Origin of the sequence: Bacillus sp. 22446 (assembly GCF_052044955.1) — a bacterium.
Lineage (GTDB): Bacteria > Bacillota > Bacilli > Bacillales > Bacillaceae > Bacillus > Bacillus altitudinis.
Genome location: NZ_JBQEOD010000001.1, coordinates 57,230 through 71,454, shown reverse-complemented (window position 1 = coordinate 71,454; position 14,225 = coordinate 57,230). Strand labels below are relative to the sequence as shown.

Annotated in this window: 14 protein-coding genes and 1 other RNA gene; 10 read left to right on the top strand and 5 right to left on the bottom strand. The window is 40.7% G+C overall.

Going from position 1 to position 14,225, the window contains the following annotated elements; all coding sequences use genetic code 11:
• The first annotated feature begins 11 nt into the window (after positions 1-11).
• Positions 12-1,268, top strand: a complete 1,257-nt coding sequence (odhB, locus tag ACTJJD_RS00300) for a 2-oxoglutarate dehydrogenase complex dihydrolipoyllysine-residue succinyltransferase (RefSeq protein WP_007500721.1) — start codon at positions 12-14, stop codon at positions 1,266-1,268.
• Between the two features lie 31 nt (positions 1,269-1,299).
• Here the strand turns inward: odhB and ACTJJD_RS00295 are convergent, their stop codons facing one another.
• The 4 genes from ACTJJD_RS00295 to ACTJJD_RS00280 all read right to left on the bottom strand — a co-directional run bounded on the left by ACTJJD_RS00295 (position 1,300) and on the right by ACTJJD_RS00280 (position 6,877).
• A complete protein-coding gene (locus ACTJJD_RS00295) occupies positions 1,300-2,250 on the bottom strand; it encodes a bile acid:sodium symporter family protein (RefSeq protein ID WP_440608016.1) in 951 nt (316 codons plus the stop codon).
• A 151-nt stretch (positions 2,251-2,401) separates the two neighbouring features.
• Positions 2,402-3,223 carry a superoxide dismutase gene (locus tag ACTJJD_RS00290; protein ID WP_440608015.1) on the bottom strand — a complete coding sequence of 274 codons (822 nt, stop codon included), beginning with the start codon at positions 3,221-3,223 and terminating at the stop codon, positions 2,402-2,404.
• The gene (locus ACTJJD_RS00285) at positions 3,216-5,093 is read right to left on the bottom strand and encodes a terpene cyclase/mutase family protein (protein ID WP_440608014.1); all 1,878 of its coding nucleotides are present in this window, start codon (positions 5,091-5,093) and stop codon (positions 3,216-3,218) included. Before ACTJJD_RS00285 ends, ACTJJD_RS00290 begins: the two co-directional genes overlap by 8 nt.
• A gap of 299 nt (positions 5,094-5,392) precedes the next feature.
• Positions 5,393-6,877: an aldehyde dehydrogenase family protein gene (locus ACTJJD_RS00280; protein ID WP_019743300.1), complete on the bottom strand. Its 1,485-nt coding sequence runs from the start codon at positions 6,875-6,877 to the stop codon at positions 5,393-5,395.
• A 209-nt stretch (positions 6,878-7,086) separates the two neighbouring features.
• On the opposite strand from ACTJJD_RS00280, the gene ACTJJD_RS00275 reads away from it, so the two are divergent.
• The 8 genes from ACTJJD_RS00275 (at position 7,087) to ACTJJD_RS00240 (ending at position 12,793) form a co-directional block, all read left to right on the top strand.
• Complete coding sequence (locus ACTJJD_RS00275) at positions 7,087-7,299, top strand: DUF6501 family protein (protein WP_017367443.1); 213 nt, start codon at positions 7,087-7,089, stop codon at positions 7,297-7,299.
• 49 nt (positions 7,300-7,348) lie between these two features.
• Positions 7,349-7,492 (top strand): DUF4025 domain-containing protein, encoded by a 144-nt coding sequence (locus tag ACTJJD_RS00270; RefSeq protein WP_440608013.1) that lies wholly within the window; start codon positions 7,349-7,351, stop codon positions 7,490-7,492.
• A gap of 260 nt (positions 7,493-7,752) precedes the next feature.
• The gene (locus tag ACTJJD_RS00265) at positions 7,753-8,094 is read left to right on the top strand and encodes a PH domain-containing protein (protein WP_008346505.1); all 342 of its coding nucleotides are present in this window, start codon (positions 7,753-7,755) and stop codon (positions 8,092-8,094) included.
• A gap of 177 nt (positions 8,095-8,271) precedes the next feature.
• Positions 8,272-8,919, top strand: coding sequence for an SDR family oxidoreductase (locus ACTJJD_RS00260; RefSeq protein WP_110487746.1), 648 nt, complete (start codon positions 8,272-8,274; stop codon positions 8,917-8,919).
• Positions 8,920-9,008: 89 nt separating this feature from the next.
• Positions 9,009-9,509, top strand: coding sequence for a TraR/DksA family transcriptional regulator (locus tag ACTJJD_RS00255; RefSeq protein WP_017359489.1), 501 nt, complete (start codon positions 9,009-9,011; stop codon positions 9,507-9,509).
• Positions 9,510-9,642: 133 nt separating this feature from the next.
• Positions 9,643-9,828: non-coding RNA, 6S RNA (gene ssrS / locus ACTJJD_RS00250), on the top strand.
• A gap of 135 nt (positions 9,829-9,963) precedes the next feature.
• Positions 9,964-11,745: a DNA helicase RecQ gene (recQ, locus tag ACTJJD_RS00245; protein WP_048002894.1), complete on the top strand. Its 1,782-nt coding sequence runs from the start codon at positions 9,964-9,966 to the stop codon at positions 11,743-11,745.
• 256 nt (positions 11,746-12,001) lie between these two features.
• The gene (locus ACTJJD_RS00240) at positions 12,002-12,793 is read left to right on the top strand and encodes a LysM peptidoglycan-binding and 3D domain-containing protein (protein WP_007500712.1); all 792 of its coding nucleotides are present in this window, start codon (positions 12,002-12,004) and stop codon (positions 12,791-12,793) included.
• 152 nt (positions 12,794-12,945) lie between these two features.
• Here the strand turns inward: ACTJJD_RS00240 and ACTJJD_RS00235 are convergent, their stop codons facing one another.
• Entirely contained in the window at positions 12,946-13,452 is a 507-nt protein-coding gene (locus ACTJJD_RS00235) for a GNAT family N-acetyltransferase (protein ID WP_008346514.1), read from the bottom strand.
• 204 nt (positions 13,453-13,656) lie between these two features.
• On the opposite strand from ACTJJD_RS00235, the gene ACTJJD_RS00230 reads away from it, so the two are divergent.
• Complete coding sequence (locus tag ACTJJD_RS00230) at positions 13,657-14,196, top strand: DUF420 domain-containing protein (RefSeq protein WP_008346516.1); 540 nt, start codon at positions 13,657-13,659, stop codon at positions 14,194-14,196.
• Positions 14,197-14,225 lie beyond the last annotated feature (29 nt).

Here is a 14,225-nt window from a genome sequence, read left to right as displayed (position 1 = left end):
GGAAATGAAAAATGGCGGAAATTAAAGTACCTGAACTAGCGGAATCAATCTCGGAAGGAACAATTGCTCAATGGCTAAAACAGCCGGGCGATTATGTTGAGCAGGGGGAATACCTGTTAGAACTTGAAACAGATAAAGTCAATGTCGAATTGACAGCTGAAGAATCTGGTGTTCTAAAAGAAGTACTGAAAGATTCTGGTGACACTGTCCAAGTTGGAGAAGTCATCGGAACGATTGCAGCAGGTGAAGCTGGCGGAAGCGAGTCCGCAGCTCCAGCACCTGAGCAAGATTCTGCACCAGCTTCGAAAGAAGAACCAGCAGCTGAACAAAAAGAAGAGGCAGCAAAAGAAGAGCCGAAATCTGGTAATGGCAGAACGATCGCTTCTCCAGCAGCTAGAAAACTAGCAAGAGAGAAGGGTTTAGACTTATCTGAGATTCCAACCGCAGATCCGCTGGGCAGGGTACGAAAGCAGGATGTAGCTTCTTACCAAAAGAATGAAGCTCCTGCAAGTGCACCGAAAGCCGCGCCAAAAGCAAATGCTGCGGTGCAAAATGATCAAGCAGGGAAACCAGTTGAGCGTGAAAAAATGTCACGCCGCAGACAAACCATTGCAAAACGTTTAGTTGAAGTTCAACAAACGGCAGCGATGCTGACAACATTTAATGAAGTCGATATGACAGCTGTCATGGATCTAAGAAAGCGTCGCAAAGATGCCTTCCTTGAACAAAACGATGTGAAACTGGGCTTCATGTCCTTCTTCACAAAAGCAGTGGTAGCAGCACTTAAAAAATATCCACTTCTCAACGCAGAAATTCAAGGTGATGAGCTTGTCATTAAAAAATTCTATGACATCGGTATTGCTGTAGCCGCCAATGAAGGGCTTGTGGTACCAGTTGTCCGTGATGCAGACAGACTATCATTTGCTGGAATTGAAAAAGAAATCGGTCATCTTGCGAAAAAAGCAAGAGATAACAAATTATCGCTCAATGAATTACAAGGTGGATCATTCACGATCACAAACGGAGGAACATTTGGTTCTCTGCTTTCAACACCAATTTTAAACAGTCCTCAAGTTGGAATTTTAGGTATGCATAAAATTCAGCTTCGTCCTGTTGCAATTGATGAAGAACGCTTTGAAAACCGTCCAATGATGTATTTAGCTCTTTCATACGACCACCGTATTGTCGATGGTAAAGAAGCTGTTGGGTTCCTTGTCACGATTAAAAATCTACTTGAAGATCCTGAACAGCTATTGCTTGAAGGATAATCGAAAGAAAAAGCTAGTACCGATGAGGGTACTAGCTTTTTTGGTCTTTATTTTCTGGGTAGCCTCTTTTTGACCAAAATGTTGCCAGCCAAGAGCCAGATAAATTATGCCATACGCTAAAAATGGCACTGGGAACGGCGGCAAGTGGAGAAAAATGTGCGGTTGCAAGGGCTGCGCCAAGTCCAGAGTTTTGCATCCCTACTTCTATTGAAATTGCTCGTTGAGAAGGAATGTCCATTTTACACCATTTTGCAATGAGGTAACCCAATAATAGACCAAGAGCATTATGTAAAACAACAACGGCAAAAATAAGCAGTCCAGATTGCAGAATCTGTTCTTTATTTGCGCTGACAACAGCTGCAATGATGGCGACAATGCCAGTAACAGATACAAGTGGGAGTGCTTGTACAGCATACGTCACTTGTTTTTTAAAAAACAATTTGACGATGACCCCTAAAATAATCGGAATTAAGACAACTTGGACAATCGACAAAAACAAAGCACCCGGTGATACAGATAACCAAGATTTTGCAAAGATATAAATGAAAACAGGGGTCAAAATGGGAGCAAGTAGTGTCGAGATCGTTGTCACGGCAACGGATAAGGCCGTATTTCCTTTCGCCAAAAAGGTCATTACATTGGATGCAGTCCCGCCTGGACAGCAGCCGACGAGAATGACACCAACAGCGATTTCAGAAGGCAAATGTAACCCATAGGCCAATAAAAATGCAATGAGTGGCATCAGAGTATACTGCGCTAAAACCCCGATCAATACATAAAGAGGCTTTCTAAAAAGCTCTTTAAAATCTTCAGAAGACAGCGTCAGCCCCATACCAAACATAATAATGCCAAGTAAAAAAGGGATATAAGGTCCAATCAAAGAAAATGCCGCAGGAAAAGTAAAACCTAGACAAGCAAAGACAATGACCCATATAGCAAATGTTCTTCCTGCAAAATGACTAATGTGTAAAAGGATGTTCATACTATCTTTCAACTCTCTTTCTTTTCATATCTTTTCTATTTTAAATGAATTTTCTGAAAAAACAACCTATGATTTTGCATCAGGTGCTTATAATATTATTATGTAAACTAATAAAAACCCACATAGTAAATGAACTATGTGGAGTATGCGATCAAAAAGGTGTCCATTTCACTTGTTGAGCCTGTTTTAGTCTTGCTTCTGGCTCACGCCAGTCAACGACATTCCACCACCGGTCTACATATTGCGCCTTTTCATTTCGATATTGGAGGTAATAGGCATGCTCCCACACATCAAGAGCAAGAAGGGGGATGACGTCCCATTGCGAGAGGAACTGATGGCGTTCTGCTTGTAAAATGTCTAAACGCTGAGATCGCGGAGACCATACAAGGATCGCCCATCCGACACCTTCTACTTGTTTGGCAGCAGCTGAAAAATGTGACTTGAACGCTTCATAGCTGCCAAATGATTGATCAATGAGACGAAGCATTTGACCAGTAGGTTTTCTTTTTCCTGAAGGACTCATTGAAAACCAAAAGATACAATGTAAATAATGTCCTGCCCCATGAAAGGCAAGCTCACGTTCCCAATGCTTGATCATCGTAAAGTCATTGGTTCTTCTTGCTTTTTTTAGCGCAAGTTCAGCTTGATTTAGCCCATCAACATAAGTTTGATGATGCTTTTGATGGTGCAAGTACATAATTTCTTTTGAAATATAAGGTTCGAGCGCGTCATACCGATAAGGCAGTGGTGGTAACTGATGATTTCCAGCTGCTACATCGCGCACTTCTTCGTGTGGCTGCATGTCTTCTGCAATCCTTTCGGCTAGTTCGTACCATTCTTGTTCACTCGAATGGTCATCCTCCATTTTGAGTCGTAAATGTTCCACTTTTCGATGAATTTCATCATCTTGCCAAACATGTTGAATCGTGCTAAGCCACTCTTTGAGCTGTGAGCGATATTCTTCTTTATTCATGTATACGCCTCATTTCCTCTAAAAATGTAGAACAAGCCATCATCGGAAACACAAATGGGTAGGTATGATAGGTGATGTAAAATTGTTTTGGTAGTCCAATGCCGACTGGATAGTACATGGCTTCTTCAGTATGGTGATGGTTCACTAAAAAGGAGACAGCTTTCAAAATGGCTGCGTTATTTGCTTTCTCATATTGGAGGAGCGCCTCTGTCGCCCATGCGGTTTGAACCACTGTGCCAAAGGGAAGCGGGACATAGGTTTTCAGTTCTGCACTTTTACACGATTCTCCGAAACTGCCATCTTCAAGCTGAATCTGCTTTAGGAAACGGCACGCTTTTTGCACAGCAGGGTGTGAGGAGGGGATGCCGGCCTCTTTCAGTCCTGTTAACGCTGCCCAAGTTCCATAAATATAACAAACACCCCATCTGCCAAACCATGATCCGTTTTTCTCCTGGTGGTCAATGAGCCATTTTACACATCGATCTTTTTGCCTGAGAATCGTGGGTGAAGCAGTATCTTTTTCTTCTAAACCAATCAAATGGAGGACATGGCCAGTAATATCAGGAGTTGACGGGTCAATCGCCGCATCCTCCGCAGATTCAAGCGGAAGGTGACGAAGCAGAAAGTGATCTTGATTTTTTTCGAAAGCAGAAAAGCCGCCATCACGGTTTTGCATGGAGAGAAGCCAGTCATATCCTCGTTTCCACTGAAGTGGAGTGTATTCCTTTGGGATCGCTTTTAACACAATTTGCGTGTCATCACAATCAGGATTATTCGTATTGATATGTGAGAAACCAAAGCCACCAGGAGCAGCATGCCGGTTATGAACTGCCCAATCCGCTTTCTTCATTTGCTGCCGGTCCAGCAAATAGATGAAGGAATTCATGATCATGGGATCTTCTCGTTTTCTTCCTGATTTTTGAGAAGCGTAACTGACAAGCGCTGTATCCCACACAGTCGAGGTGGAATTCTCAGCATATATCTTGCCTTGACAGGAGGTGACGAGCTTTTTCATACCCCTGACTGCTTTTTGGATGAGATGATGTCCAGGGGAGTATCCAAGGCTCATGAGGGCATAGACCATAAAGATGGTTGCACTTAAGTAACTGTACAGCGTCCCATCTTTTTCAAGACGGTCAAACATGTATCGCTTTGCCGCTTCATATCCGAAAAAGTCGAGCCGGCTGTCGAGGGCTGTATATGACCGCATATACATGAGGAAGTGATCAGTCGAACGTTCTTCTCTTGCCATAAACCAGTCAAATGGATTTTTAGACATGTTTTCATCAAGATGGGCTAATGATGGAAACGTAGCATGAGAGGTATACCGTTTGTTCAGTGCGATCATCATGGGTACAAAATGAATCCTTGCATAGGCACTAAGGTGGTAGAAGTGCAGCGGAAAAGACGTAGGGATGAGTAAAAGGGAAAGAGGTGCATAGAAGTAGGGCCAAGGGTGCATGCCATTTACGGCAAGCATCCACTTTGTCATAAAATGAACGTTCTTTAGGCCACCTTTTGAGCGAATATATTGTGCTGCTTTTTCCATATGAGGCTCGTCTTTTTGAAATCTGCCAGATGCGAGCATTCCGCAATAACCTTGTACTGTAGCTGTGAGATGTCCCGACTGGTCATGATACAAAGAAAAGGAACCATCTTCATTTTGTTTGGCATGTATTGCTTCGGCCAATTGATGGATCAATTGCTGATCAGGGTCACCAACGGCTTTTAGTAGCATAATGAAAAAAGAATTTGTCATCATAGGTCCTTCAAAGCAGAAAACAAATGCGCCATCTTCTCTTTGTCTGCGTTCTACCTGCATGTGCAGTTCATCGATATATTCGTTGACTCTCGTTTTTAAATCTTGCATTCGGCCATGCTCCTTTCCTTTATCACTATATTCAGGAGTCGGCCTGTCACATGCCAGCACAAAAAAAGCCGATGACATCGTCACCGGCTTAGCGTGTAGACAAACCCTCGCATTCACCCGCAGTCCTGCGTTCCGGTGCTCACGAATGTCAAATTCGCTCCGCGCCAGTACTCGTCCTTCCTAGGGCTGCAAAGGTTTTCTATCACGCTGAAAAGAAGACAAAAAGCTAAAATCAAGTTCATTTTAGCCCTTTGTCAACAATCTGAGCCGATGACATCGTCATCGGCTTTCTTAAATGATTAGTCTTGCAGATTAATCCACACGCTTTTGACTTCTGTATAGTTGTTAAGGGCATATGATCCCATTTCTCTGCCAAGACCTGACTGTTTATATCCGCCAAACGGGGAGGCGGCATCAAAGACATTATAGCAGTTGACCCAAATGGTTCCTGCTTCTAGGCGTGCAGCGATATCGTGGGCATGCTTTAAGTTTTCTGTCCAAAGTCCTGCCGCTAACCCATAGTCAGATTGATTGGCACGTTCGACCACTTCATCAATGGAATCGTAAGGAATCGCAGATAGAACTGGGCCGAAAATCTCTTCTTTTGCGATTGTCATTTCATCTTCTACATCTTTAAAGACAGTAGGGGAGACGAAATAGCCTGCTTCATAAGGGCAGTCACCACCGACTACGGCTGTTGCACCTTCTGACTTCCCTTTTTCGATATAACCTAACACACGTTCATGCTGCTCTTTACTCACTAGAGGCCCAATCTGGGTATCATGATGAAGACCAGCTCCTTGTTTTAAGGATGTCGCATATTTAGCCATTTGATCGACGACTTCATCATATTGGCTCCGGTGCACAAAGACCCTTGATCCTGCACAGCACACTTGGCCTTGGTTAAACATCACGCCGTTTAATGCACCTGGAATGGCTTTCTTTAAATCGGCGTCTGGTAAAATAATATTCGGCGATTTTCCGCCAAGCTCTAAAGTAACACGCTTGATGGATTTGGCTGCTTTCTCCATGATCAATTTCCCAACACTTGTTGATCCAGTGAAAGCCAGCTTGTTGACATCAGGGTGATCGGTTAATGCTTCACCAGCTGTTTCACCAAATCCAGGAACGATGTTAATCACGCCTTCTGGGAATCCGGCTTTATCCACTAATTCAGCTAAATATAAAGCAGATAGCGGTGTTTGTTCGGCTGGTTTTAAAACGATGGTGCAGCCTGTTGCTAGTGCAGCACCCATTTTCCACATGGCCATGAGCAGCGGGAAGTTCCAAGGAATGATTTGTCCCACAACGCCAACAGGCTCATGGCGGGTATAATTAAAATATCCCTGGCTGACAGGAAGGGTTTGTCCAGTCATTTTCGTGGTCCACCCTGCATAATAGCGCATGTGCTCAATGGCAAGAGGGATATCCGCATTGGTTGTTTCATTAATTGGTTTTCCATTGTCAAGTGTTTCCAGCTGGGCCAGTTCTTCTTGGTGTTCTTCCATTAAATCTGCCAGCTTAAACATCAAGCGGGCACGTTCGGCTGCAGACATAGAACGCCAAGGTCCATGGAACGCCTTTTTAGCAGCTTTTACTGCCTCATCAATGTCGGCTGCACCTGCTTCATATACATCAATAAGGGTTTCTCCTGTGGCAGGGTTAGGCGTAGAGAATGTTTTGTTATCATGACTTGTGACAAACTGACCGTTAATGTAGAGTTTTTTCGTCCCTTGGAGAAAAGATTCGAGTTTTGAACTGATTTGAAGTGTTGTAGAGCTCATAAATAAACAAACCTCCTTAAAGATATGGGTTGTTCTGCGAGTTCTAGGTGGAAAAAGTGGACATGAAGCAATTTTTATACGCACACATATGTAAACGTATACATTTATCATATTACACGACATCTTTGAAAGCAATCGATAACACTCATTGCATTTCACGAAAAATTGGCTACAATAAATGTATAGATGAAAAAAGGAGTTTTTAAATCATGATCCATCAAAACTGGCAAACGGCTGAAACGGTAAAACAAGTAAAATGTGTACATACAAATGCGAAAAAATATATGGTTGACCGGGCATTAACGGTTGGACACACATATGATGTGAAAAATGAAACAGAGGAATTTCTCTTTGTCGTTGATAATACGGGTAAAGTAGGCGGGTATTACAAAGAGTATTTCGAAGACAATTCTGCTGAATGATTTTGAGGGTCATCACTCATACTAAGAAAAACAGTAAAGGGTGATGATGATGAAAAAGCAGCAGCAAGAAGAGCAGAAACATCAAAATGCTTGGCATGACAATGAAGATGCTGATATGGCGATTACGCTTGAGCAGATTTCTGATGTGTATGCCGAAGGAACGATTGATACCCCGAAAGAATTAAAACAGTGATTTTACATAATCACTGTTTTTTTATGGTCTCATAACGAATGATTTCTTGAAAAAACTGAAACTTTTTTCCTGCTTTAACAGTCTAAATAAGTAGAGGAAAGAGCATCGGATCAAAAAGAAAAAGTTAAATGAAATTTAATCTATTCGTAATGGAATAACGACGATTTATAGCGTATTCTATAAGTGAGAATAAAACGTACCCACAGAGCCGTGTGGCCGTTTTGTCATAAAGGAATTTGATGCAGGAAGAGGGGGTTTACGTGGGTATTTTTTCTGTCAGTAAACAAAATGATCATAAAAAATTCGAATCCTTATTAATTGAAGGAGAAAGAATTGAGGCTGTTTACAGACTGCGTCACGACCAAATTTGTTTCACCAATAAACGACTGATCTTTGGCGATAACCGCGTATTTTCTAAAAAGAAAGTCAGGGTCTCCTTGCCGTATCGATCAATAGAAAGTTTTGCCATTCAAGAAGCTGGCGTGTTTGATCAGGACACTGGTATGCTGCTTGTTACAAGCTCAAAAGTATTTGAACTCGATTTTTCTAAAGATACAGATTTGAGTGACGTGCAGGCCATTTTAACAAAACATCTTTGCTGATCAACGATGCGATTACATAGATCACATGCACTTTTCTCATTCTTTGTTCTTATTTTTATCTATCGCATATCCCTTAAGCTTTTCCCACTACAGTGGGGAAGGCTTTTTTCTATTCATGTGTTTGAATCACAACAAAAAAGGATAAAGATGAAACAGATACAGAAAGGAGAATGAACAATGAAAGTATTAGTTGCTGGAGCAAACGGACATACAGGGAGACTTGTCATTCGATATTTAAAAGAAAAAGGACATGAGCCGCTTGCTCTCATTCGAGATGAAAAACAAGCAGATGCGCTAAAAGAACTTGGGGCAGAGCCTGTCATCGGTGATCTTGAAAAGGATGTGACAGATGCTGTGAAGCAAGCAGAAGCTGTCATCTTTGCAGCTGGTTCAGGCTCAAAAACAGGTGCAGATAAAACCATCGCTGTTGATCAAGAGGGGGCAAAACGCCTCGTTGATACAGCCAAAAAAGAAAATATTCAGCATTTTGTGATGCTGAGTTCTTATAATGCCGACGATCCTCATCAAGGAAAAGGACAAGGCAGTATGGAAATTTATTATGAAGCGAAAAGAAAAGCCGATGAACATTTAAAACAGTCTGGTCTTTCTTACACCATTGTGCGGCCAGGAGCACTGCTGCATGAGGAAAAGACAGGGAAAATAGAAGCGGCGGCTCATATTCCAGACGATCGTGACATTGAGATTTCAAGAGAAGATGTAGCCACTGTCTTAGTGGAAAGCTTAACGGAATCCAATGTGAAAAATAAAGCCTTTGACTTAATCAAAGGTGATACACCAGTAGAAGAAGCACTTCGCAATCTTTAAATGAAGAAAGCTGCTGCCAAAGGCGGCGGCTTTTTTGATGTTTTCATTTCGCATGGAGCGGGAAGGTAAAGAGAAAGGAGTGATTGACCGTGAGCTTAACGAAAGAGCAAAAAACTGATTTATATGAAAGACTTATTCAATTAAAAGAAGATGTGAAAGGATCAAAAAAGAAAGAAGAATCCATGCTGGTCGAATCGAATGAGATTTCAAATGGTGTTGGAAACCATATCGCAGATCACGGAAGCATCTATTTAGATCGCATGACCGAACAGACGCTGGATCAAGTCGACGATCAGCTCGAAGGTGAAATTGATGCGGCGTTTAAGCGGATGGAAGACGGAACATATGGAATTTGTGAAAAAACAGGAAAAGACATTCCATATGAACGTTTGAAAGCAGTACCCTATACTCGTTATTCAATTGATGCAAAGAAAAATGAAGAAACCAATCAAGATCCAAATGAATTTGACCGTTCGTTCTCTGAGCAAATGCGTGATTTAACAAATAGAGAAACAATGGATCAATTACATTCAGATACGTATGAAAGGCTAGAAGAAGAGCAAGATGTTGATGTAGATGAGGAAAAATAACATGATGAGAGGAATTTATGTTTTCTCAACATAATGTTTTCCTACGTCTACATGGACAAAAATCTTGTATACATGAGTATTTTTTTAGAAAAAACATATCTTGAAATTTAATAAACTTTCGTGTAATATAGTTTAAAGGCTGCGATGCGCGTAATGTTAATTAAGTTTTAACCTTTAAGCTGTAATAGGGAGTTTTATATTGAAGCCGGAATGTCACGCCTCCTTCGAGAGGAAGACAGGAACGTTTCTGCAAACACCCACTTTGAGGAGTGGTGGTTTAAAACTTTCTTACTTAGATTACGGCATCCGCAGCTTTTCCTAGGATGATTCAAGCCATTTTCCATTTTTGGAAAATGGCTTTTTATTTTGTCCAAAAGACGATTTTGAACAGACCGAATGTGCATGTACAAATGTATGTTAAAATAGACAAAACAAACGACGGAGAGGGAATTGGATGTTACAACAAGCAGCAGCACTTCTTAAACAATATTATGGCTTTGATGCTTTTAGACAAGGACAAAAACAAGCCATTGAATCGATTGTGAATAAACGGAAGGATACGGTCTGCATTATGCCGACAGGCGGAGGGAAATCGGTTTGCTACCAGATTCCTGCTCTTATGATGGAAGGAACGACAATCGTTGTATCTCCGCTTATTTCTTTAATGAAAGATCAGGTTGATGCGTTAAATGAGATGGGAATACGATCGTCCTTTTTAAATAGTACACTTTCAGCAGGTGAAATGAATACAAGGCTGAAAAAATGTGAACAGGGGGAGTATGATTTGCTTTATATCACCCCTGAACGCTTACAAAATGAACGTTTTTTCCAGCTGCTTGATCGATTGACGATTCCTTTAATGGCTATTGATGAAGCGCACTGTATATCTGAGTGGGGACATGATTTTAGACCGAGCTATCGCTTTATACAAGAATGTGTAAACAAGCTTTCAAAAAGGCCTGTTATTGTAGCATTAACAGCCACTGCTACAAAGAAGGTCCAACAGGATATATGTGAGCAACTGGGCATGGACGAAGAAGAAACAATCTTTACTGGTTTTGCTAGAGAAAATTTGTCTTTTCAAGTGGTGAAAGGGCAAAACAGCGACCAATTCATCACACAATATATGAAGAAAAACAGTCTTGAGTCAGGCATTATTTATACAGCCACACGAAAAGAAGCAGATCAAATTTATCATCGTCTAAAAAAGCAAAAAATCAAAGCGGGTGTTTATCACGGAGGATTAGATGATGAAGTCAGAGAAGAACAGCAAAATCTTTTTTTAAATGATGATATTCAAGTAATGGTAGCTACATCTGCATTTGGTATGGGGATTAATAAGTCTAATGTACGTTTTGTCATTCATCATCAAATTCCAAGAGATATTGAAAGTTACTACCAAGAAGCAGGACGTGCCGGGAGAGACGGGCTTGAAAGTGAATGCATTTTGCTGTTTTCACCGCAAGGCGTACGCGTGCAGCGCTTTCTCATTGAACAATCAACAGAAGATGAATTGCGGTATCAGCATGAATTGCTCAAGTTGAGACAAATGGTAGACTACTGTCATACGGAACAGTGCCTTCAGCAATTTGTGATGGATTACTTTGACCAATCATCAAGTGCCCCTTGTCAAAAATGCAGCAACTGTCTAGACGAGAGAGAGCGTGAAGACGTCACGAGAGAAGCACAAATGGTTTTGTCATGTACCGTTAGAATGAACGAACGATTCGGAAAAATGATGATAGCTCAAGTATTAGCCGGCTCTAAAAATAAAAAAGTGCTTGATTTTGGTTTCGACCGGCTTCCTACTTATGCTTTAATGAAACAGCATTCAGCCCAACATATCAGTGATTTCATTGAATTTTTAATTACAGAAGAGTATTTACACATGTCTGAAGGAGCTTTTCCAACACTAAAAGTGACACAAAAAGGAAAGAAAGTGCTAGTGGGGCAGGAGACCGTCTATAAAAAGCAGGCGATTAAGGCAGAGGCTATTCAAGAAAATGGTGCATTATTTGAGCAGTTAAGAATGGTCAGAATGAAGTTGGCAAGAGAGCAGGGCGTTCCGCCATTTGTTGTCTTTTCTGATCAAACATTGAAGGAAATGTCAGCAGTAGAGCCTAAAACAGAAGAAGAACTTTTAAATATTAAAGGTGTCGGTGCACAAAAAAGAGAGAAATATGGAGATGTTTTTTTAGAAGAAATTCGTTTATTTATAGAAAAAGAGAAAAAATAAAGAGTTTGAAGAAGGAAAATAAATTTTTTTCGTTTCATTTGGACGCGTTTTCATCATGATGATTTCCATCCCTACAAAACCTTGATATGATGCGGAATTGAGCCATTTAGTGGGCTGATTTACCAATGGAGAGAGATGTTTCATGTAAAGGAACTGTAATCTAAAACATATCGTTTTGTTATTGAAATGACATTTACATATGTTACGATAGCACTCGTTAGCCGCCATAAAAAGCTAACAAGGGAGGATTTACTTTATGAAGAAGACTATTATGTCCTTGGTTGCTGTTGCAGCAATCTCAACAACAGCATTAGGAGCACAGCAAGCTTCTGCAAAGGAAATCACTGTACAGAAAGGTGATACACTTTGGGGAATCTCTCAAAAAAATGATGTGTCTCTAAAGGACCTAAAGGGTTGGAACAATTTATCTACAGACATGATCTATGTAGGAGATAAATTGACAATCTCTTCAAAAGAGAAAACTCAGGAGCAGTACAAAGTCCAGAAGGGGGACAGCCTCTGGAAAATCGCTCAAAAATTCAATGTGTCAATTAGCGATATTAAGTCTTGGAATAACTTAAACTCAGATATAATTATGATTGGTTCAACACTAAGTGTTGCTGGTCAAAGCTCAGCTCCGGTAAGCTCAGAACCTGTTCAAAAACAGGCACCTGTCCAAAAAGAGCAAACAACGAAAAAAGCTGCTCCTAAAAAGGAAACAGCTAAAGCAGAATCATCTTCTGCTAGTCAAAGTGTTCAAAAAGAAATGACTGTAACGGCTACGGCTTATACAGCAAATGATGGTGGCATCTCAGGTATCACTGCAACAGGGGTAAACTTAAACAAAAACCCAAATGCAAAAGTAATCGCAGTAGATCCTAATGTCATTCCATTAGGAAGTAAGGTTTATGTTGAAGGCTACGGTGAAGCCATCGCAGCAGATACTGGCGGCGCAATTAAAGGTAACAAAATTGATGTACACGTACCAAGCAAATCCCAAGCTAAAAATTGGGGCGTAAAATCAGTCAAAGTGAAAGTACTTAACTAGTAGTCTATTGTTTTTGGAAGAAAGCATCAGGTGGCGGCCTGATGCTTTTATTATACCTTTTTTTGGCCGGAAATACACATATTTTTCTGAAAAATTCGCATTTTCGACAAAAACCAGCGTATAAGCCCATCTCAACGCTGGTTTTTGTGTCGTTAGCTGTCCACCCAATAAATTTCTCCGCTTTGCTCTTTCCAATTAATTTGGACATCAAAATGGTGTTTTTCATAAAAATGAATCAGGCGGTCCACATGGTTCCAATCTCTTTTGACGAGATCCCCAGTAATGACTGGAATGTTTTGCTCTCTTGCGATTTCTTTTAAATGCTTCATACAGATGGATCCATAGCCATTATCAGGCGGGCCTTTAATATCGGCAATGTGAATCTTTCCTTCTTCAGGATATTCCGCGATCAAGGAAAAATCAGATTGTCCGCGAAAAGCTTTTTCACAATCGCTTAACATGATTTTGCACGTATCTGCATTCTCAATTGCAGAGACGATCATCCATTCATCTTCCTTCGCTTGATCAATGCCAATAATCTTTGCTTTTTTTGAAATATCTTTTATATTTTCTTGCATTCGATACATTTGGAACTGCAACTGCTGTAATTCTTGCTCTAATGTCTTCACATCTTTTGTTGTTTCCTGTAAGATTGACAAGTCTATTGCTCCTTTCATAGAAGAGTTGATAAAAACCACACAAATTCCCATTCTAAAGGAAGTGAGTGGATCTTTCAAGCCGCTAGAAGGCAGGCAATCGGCAAGTTTGTCTAAAATTCGACGAAGACAGCGAATTCATTGACTTTAGAGAGAAAGTTAAATAACATACTCTTAGTCGGAACTAATAAAGAGAGGTTTTCAAACATGAACGAACAGAATCAAAAACCGAAAAATTTCACCGGCATTGTTGTCTTTTTAACAATTGCCATAAACGGCTTAATTGCTTTATTATTTTTCATGCCAAAAACAGATAAATTTAGTCATCTGGATATTACATTTCTGCCGTTACTGAATGCCGTGATGAACAGTTTTACGTTTATCTTTTTACTTTCAGCGCTCATTATGATTAAACAAAAGAACATTAAAGCCCATAGACGATTTATCTTTGCGGCTTTTTCAACAACACTTGTCTTTTTAATTTCGTATGTGACGTATCATTCAATGGCAGCTGATACACACTTCGGGGGAGAAGGAATCATTCGTCCGATTTACTTCTTTATTCTCATCACACATATCGTCTTATCTGCCGTCATTGTACCGCTTGCACTGATCACCCTCTTTAGAGGCGCACAAATGCAAGTCGAACGTCATCGTAAAATTGCCAGATGGACCATGCCTCTTTGGCTCTATGTCAGTCTAACAGGTGTCATCGTATATATCATGATTTCTCCATATTACAGCTAACGTATGTCCATCTGGACATACGTTCTTTT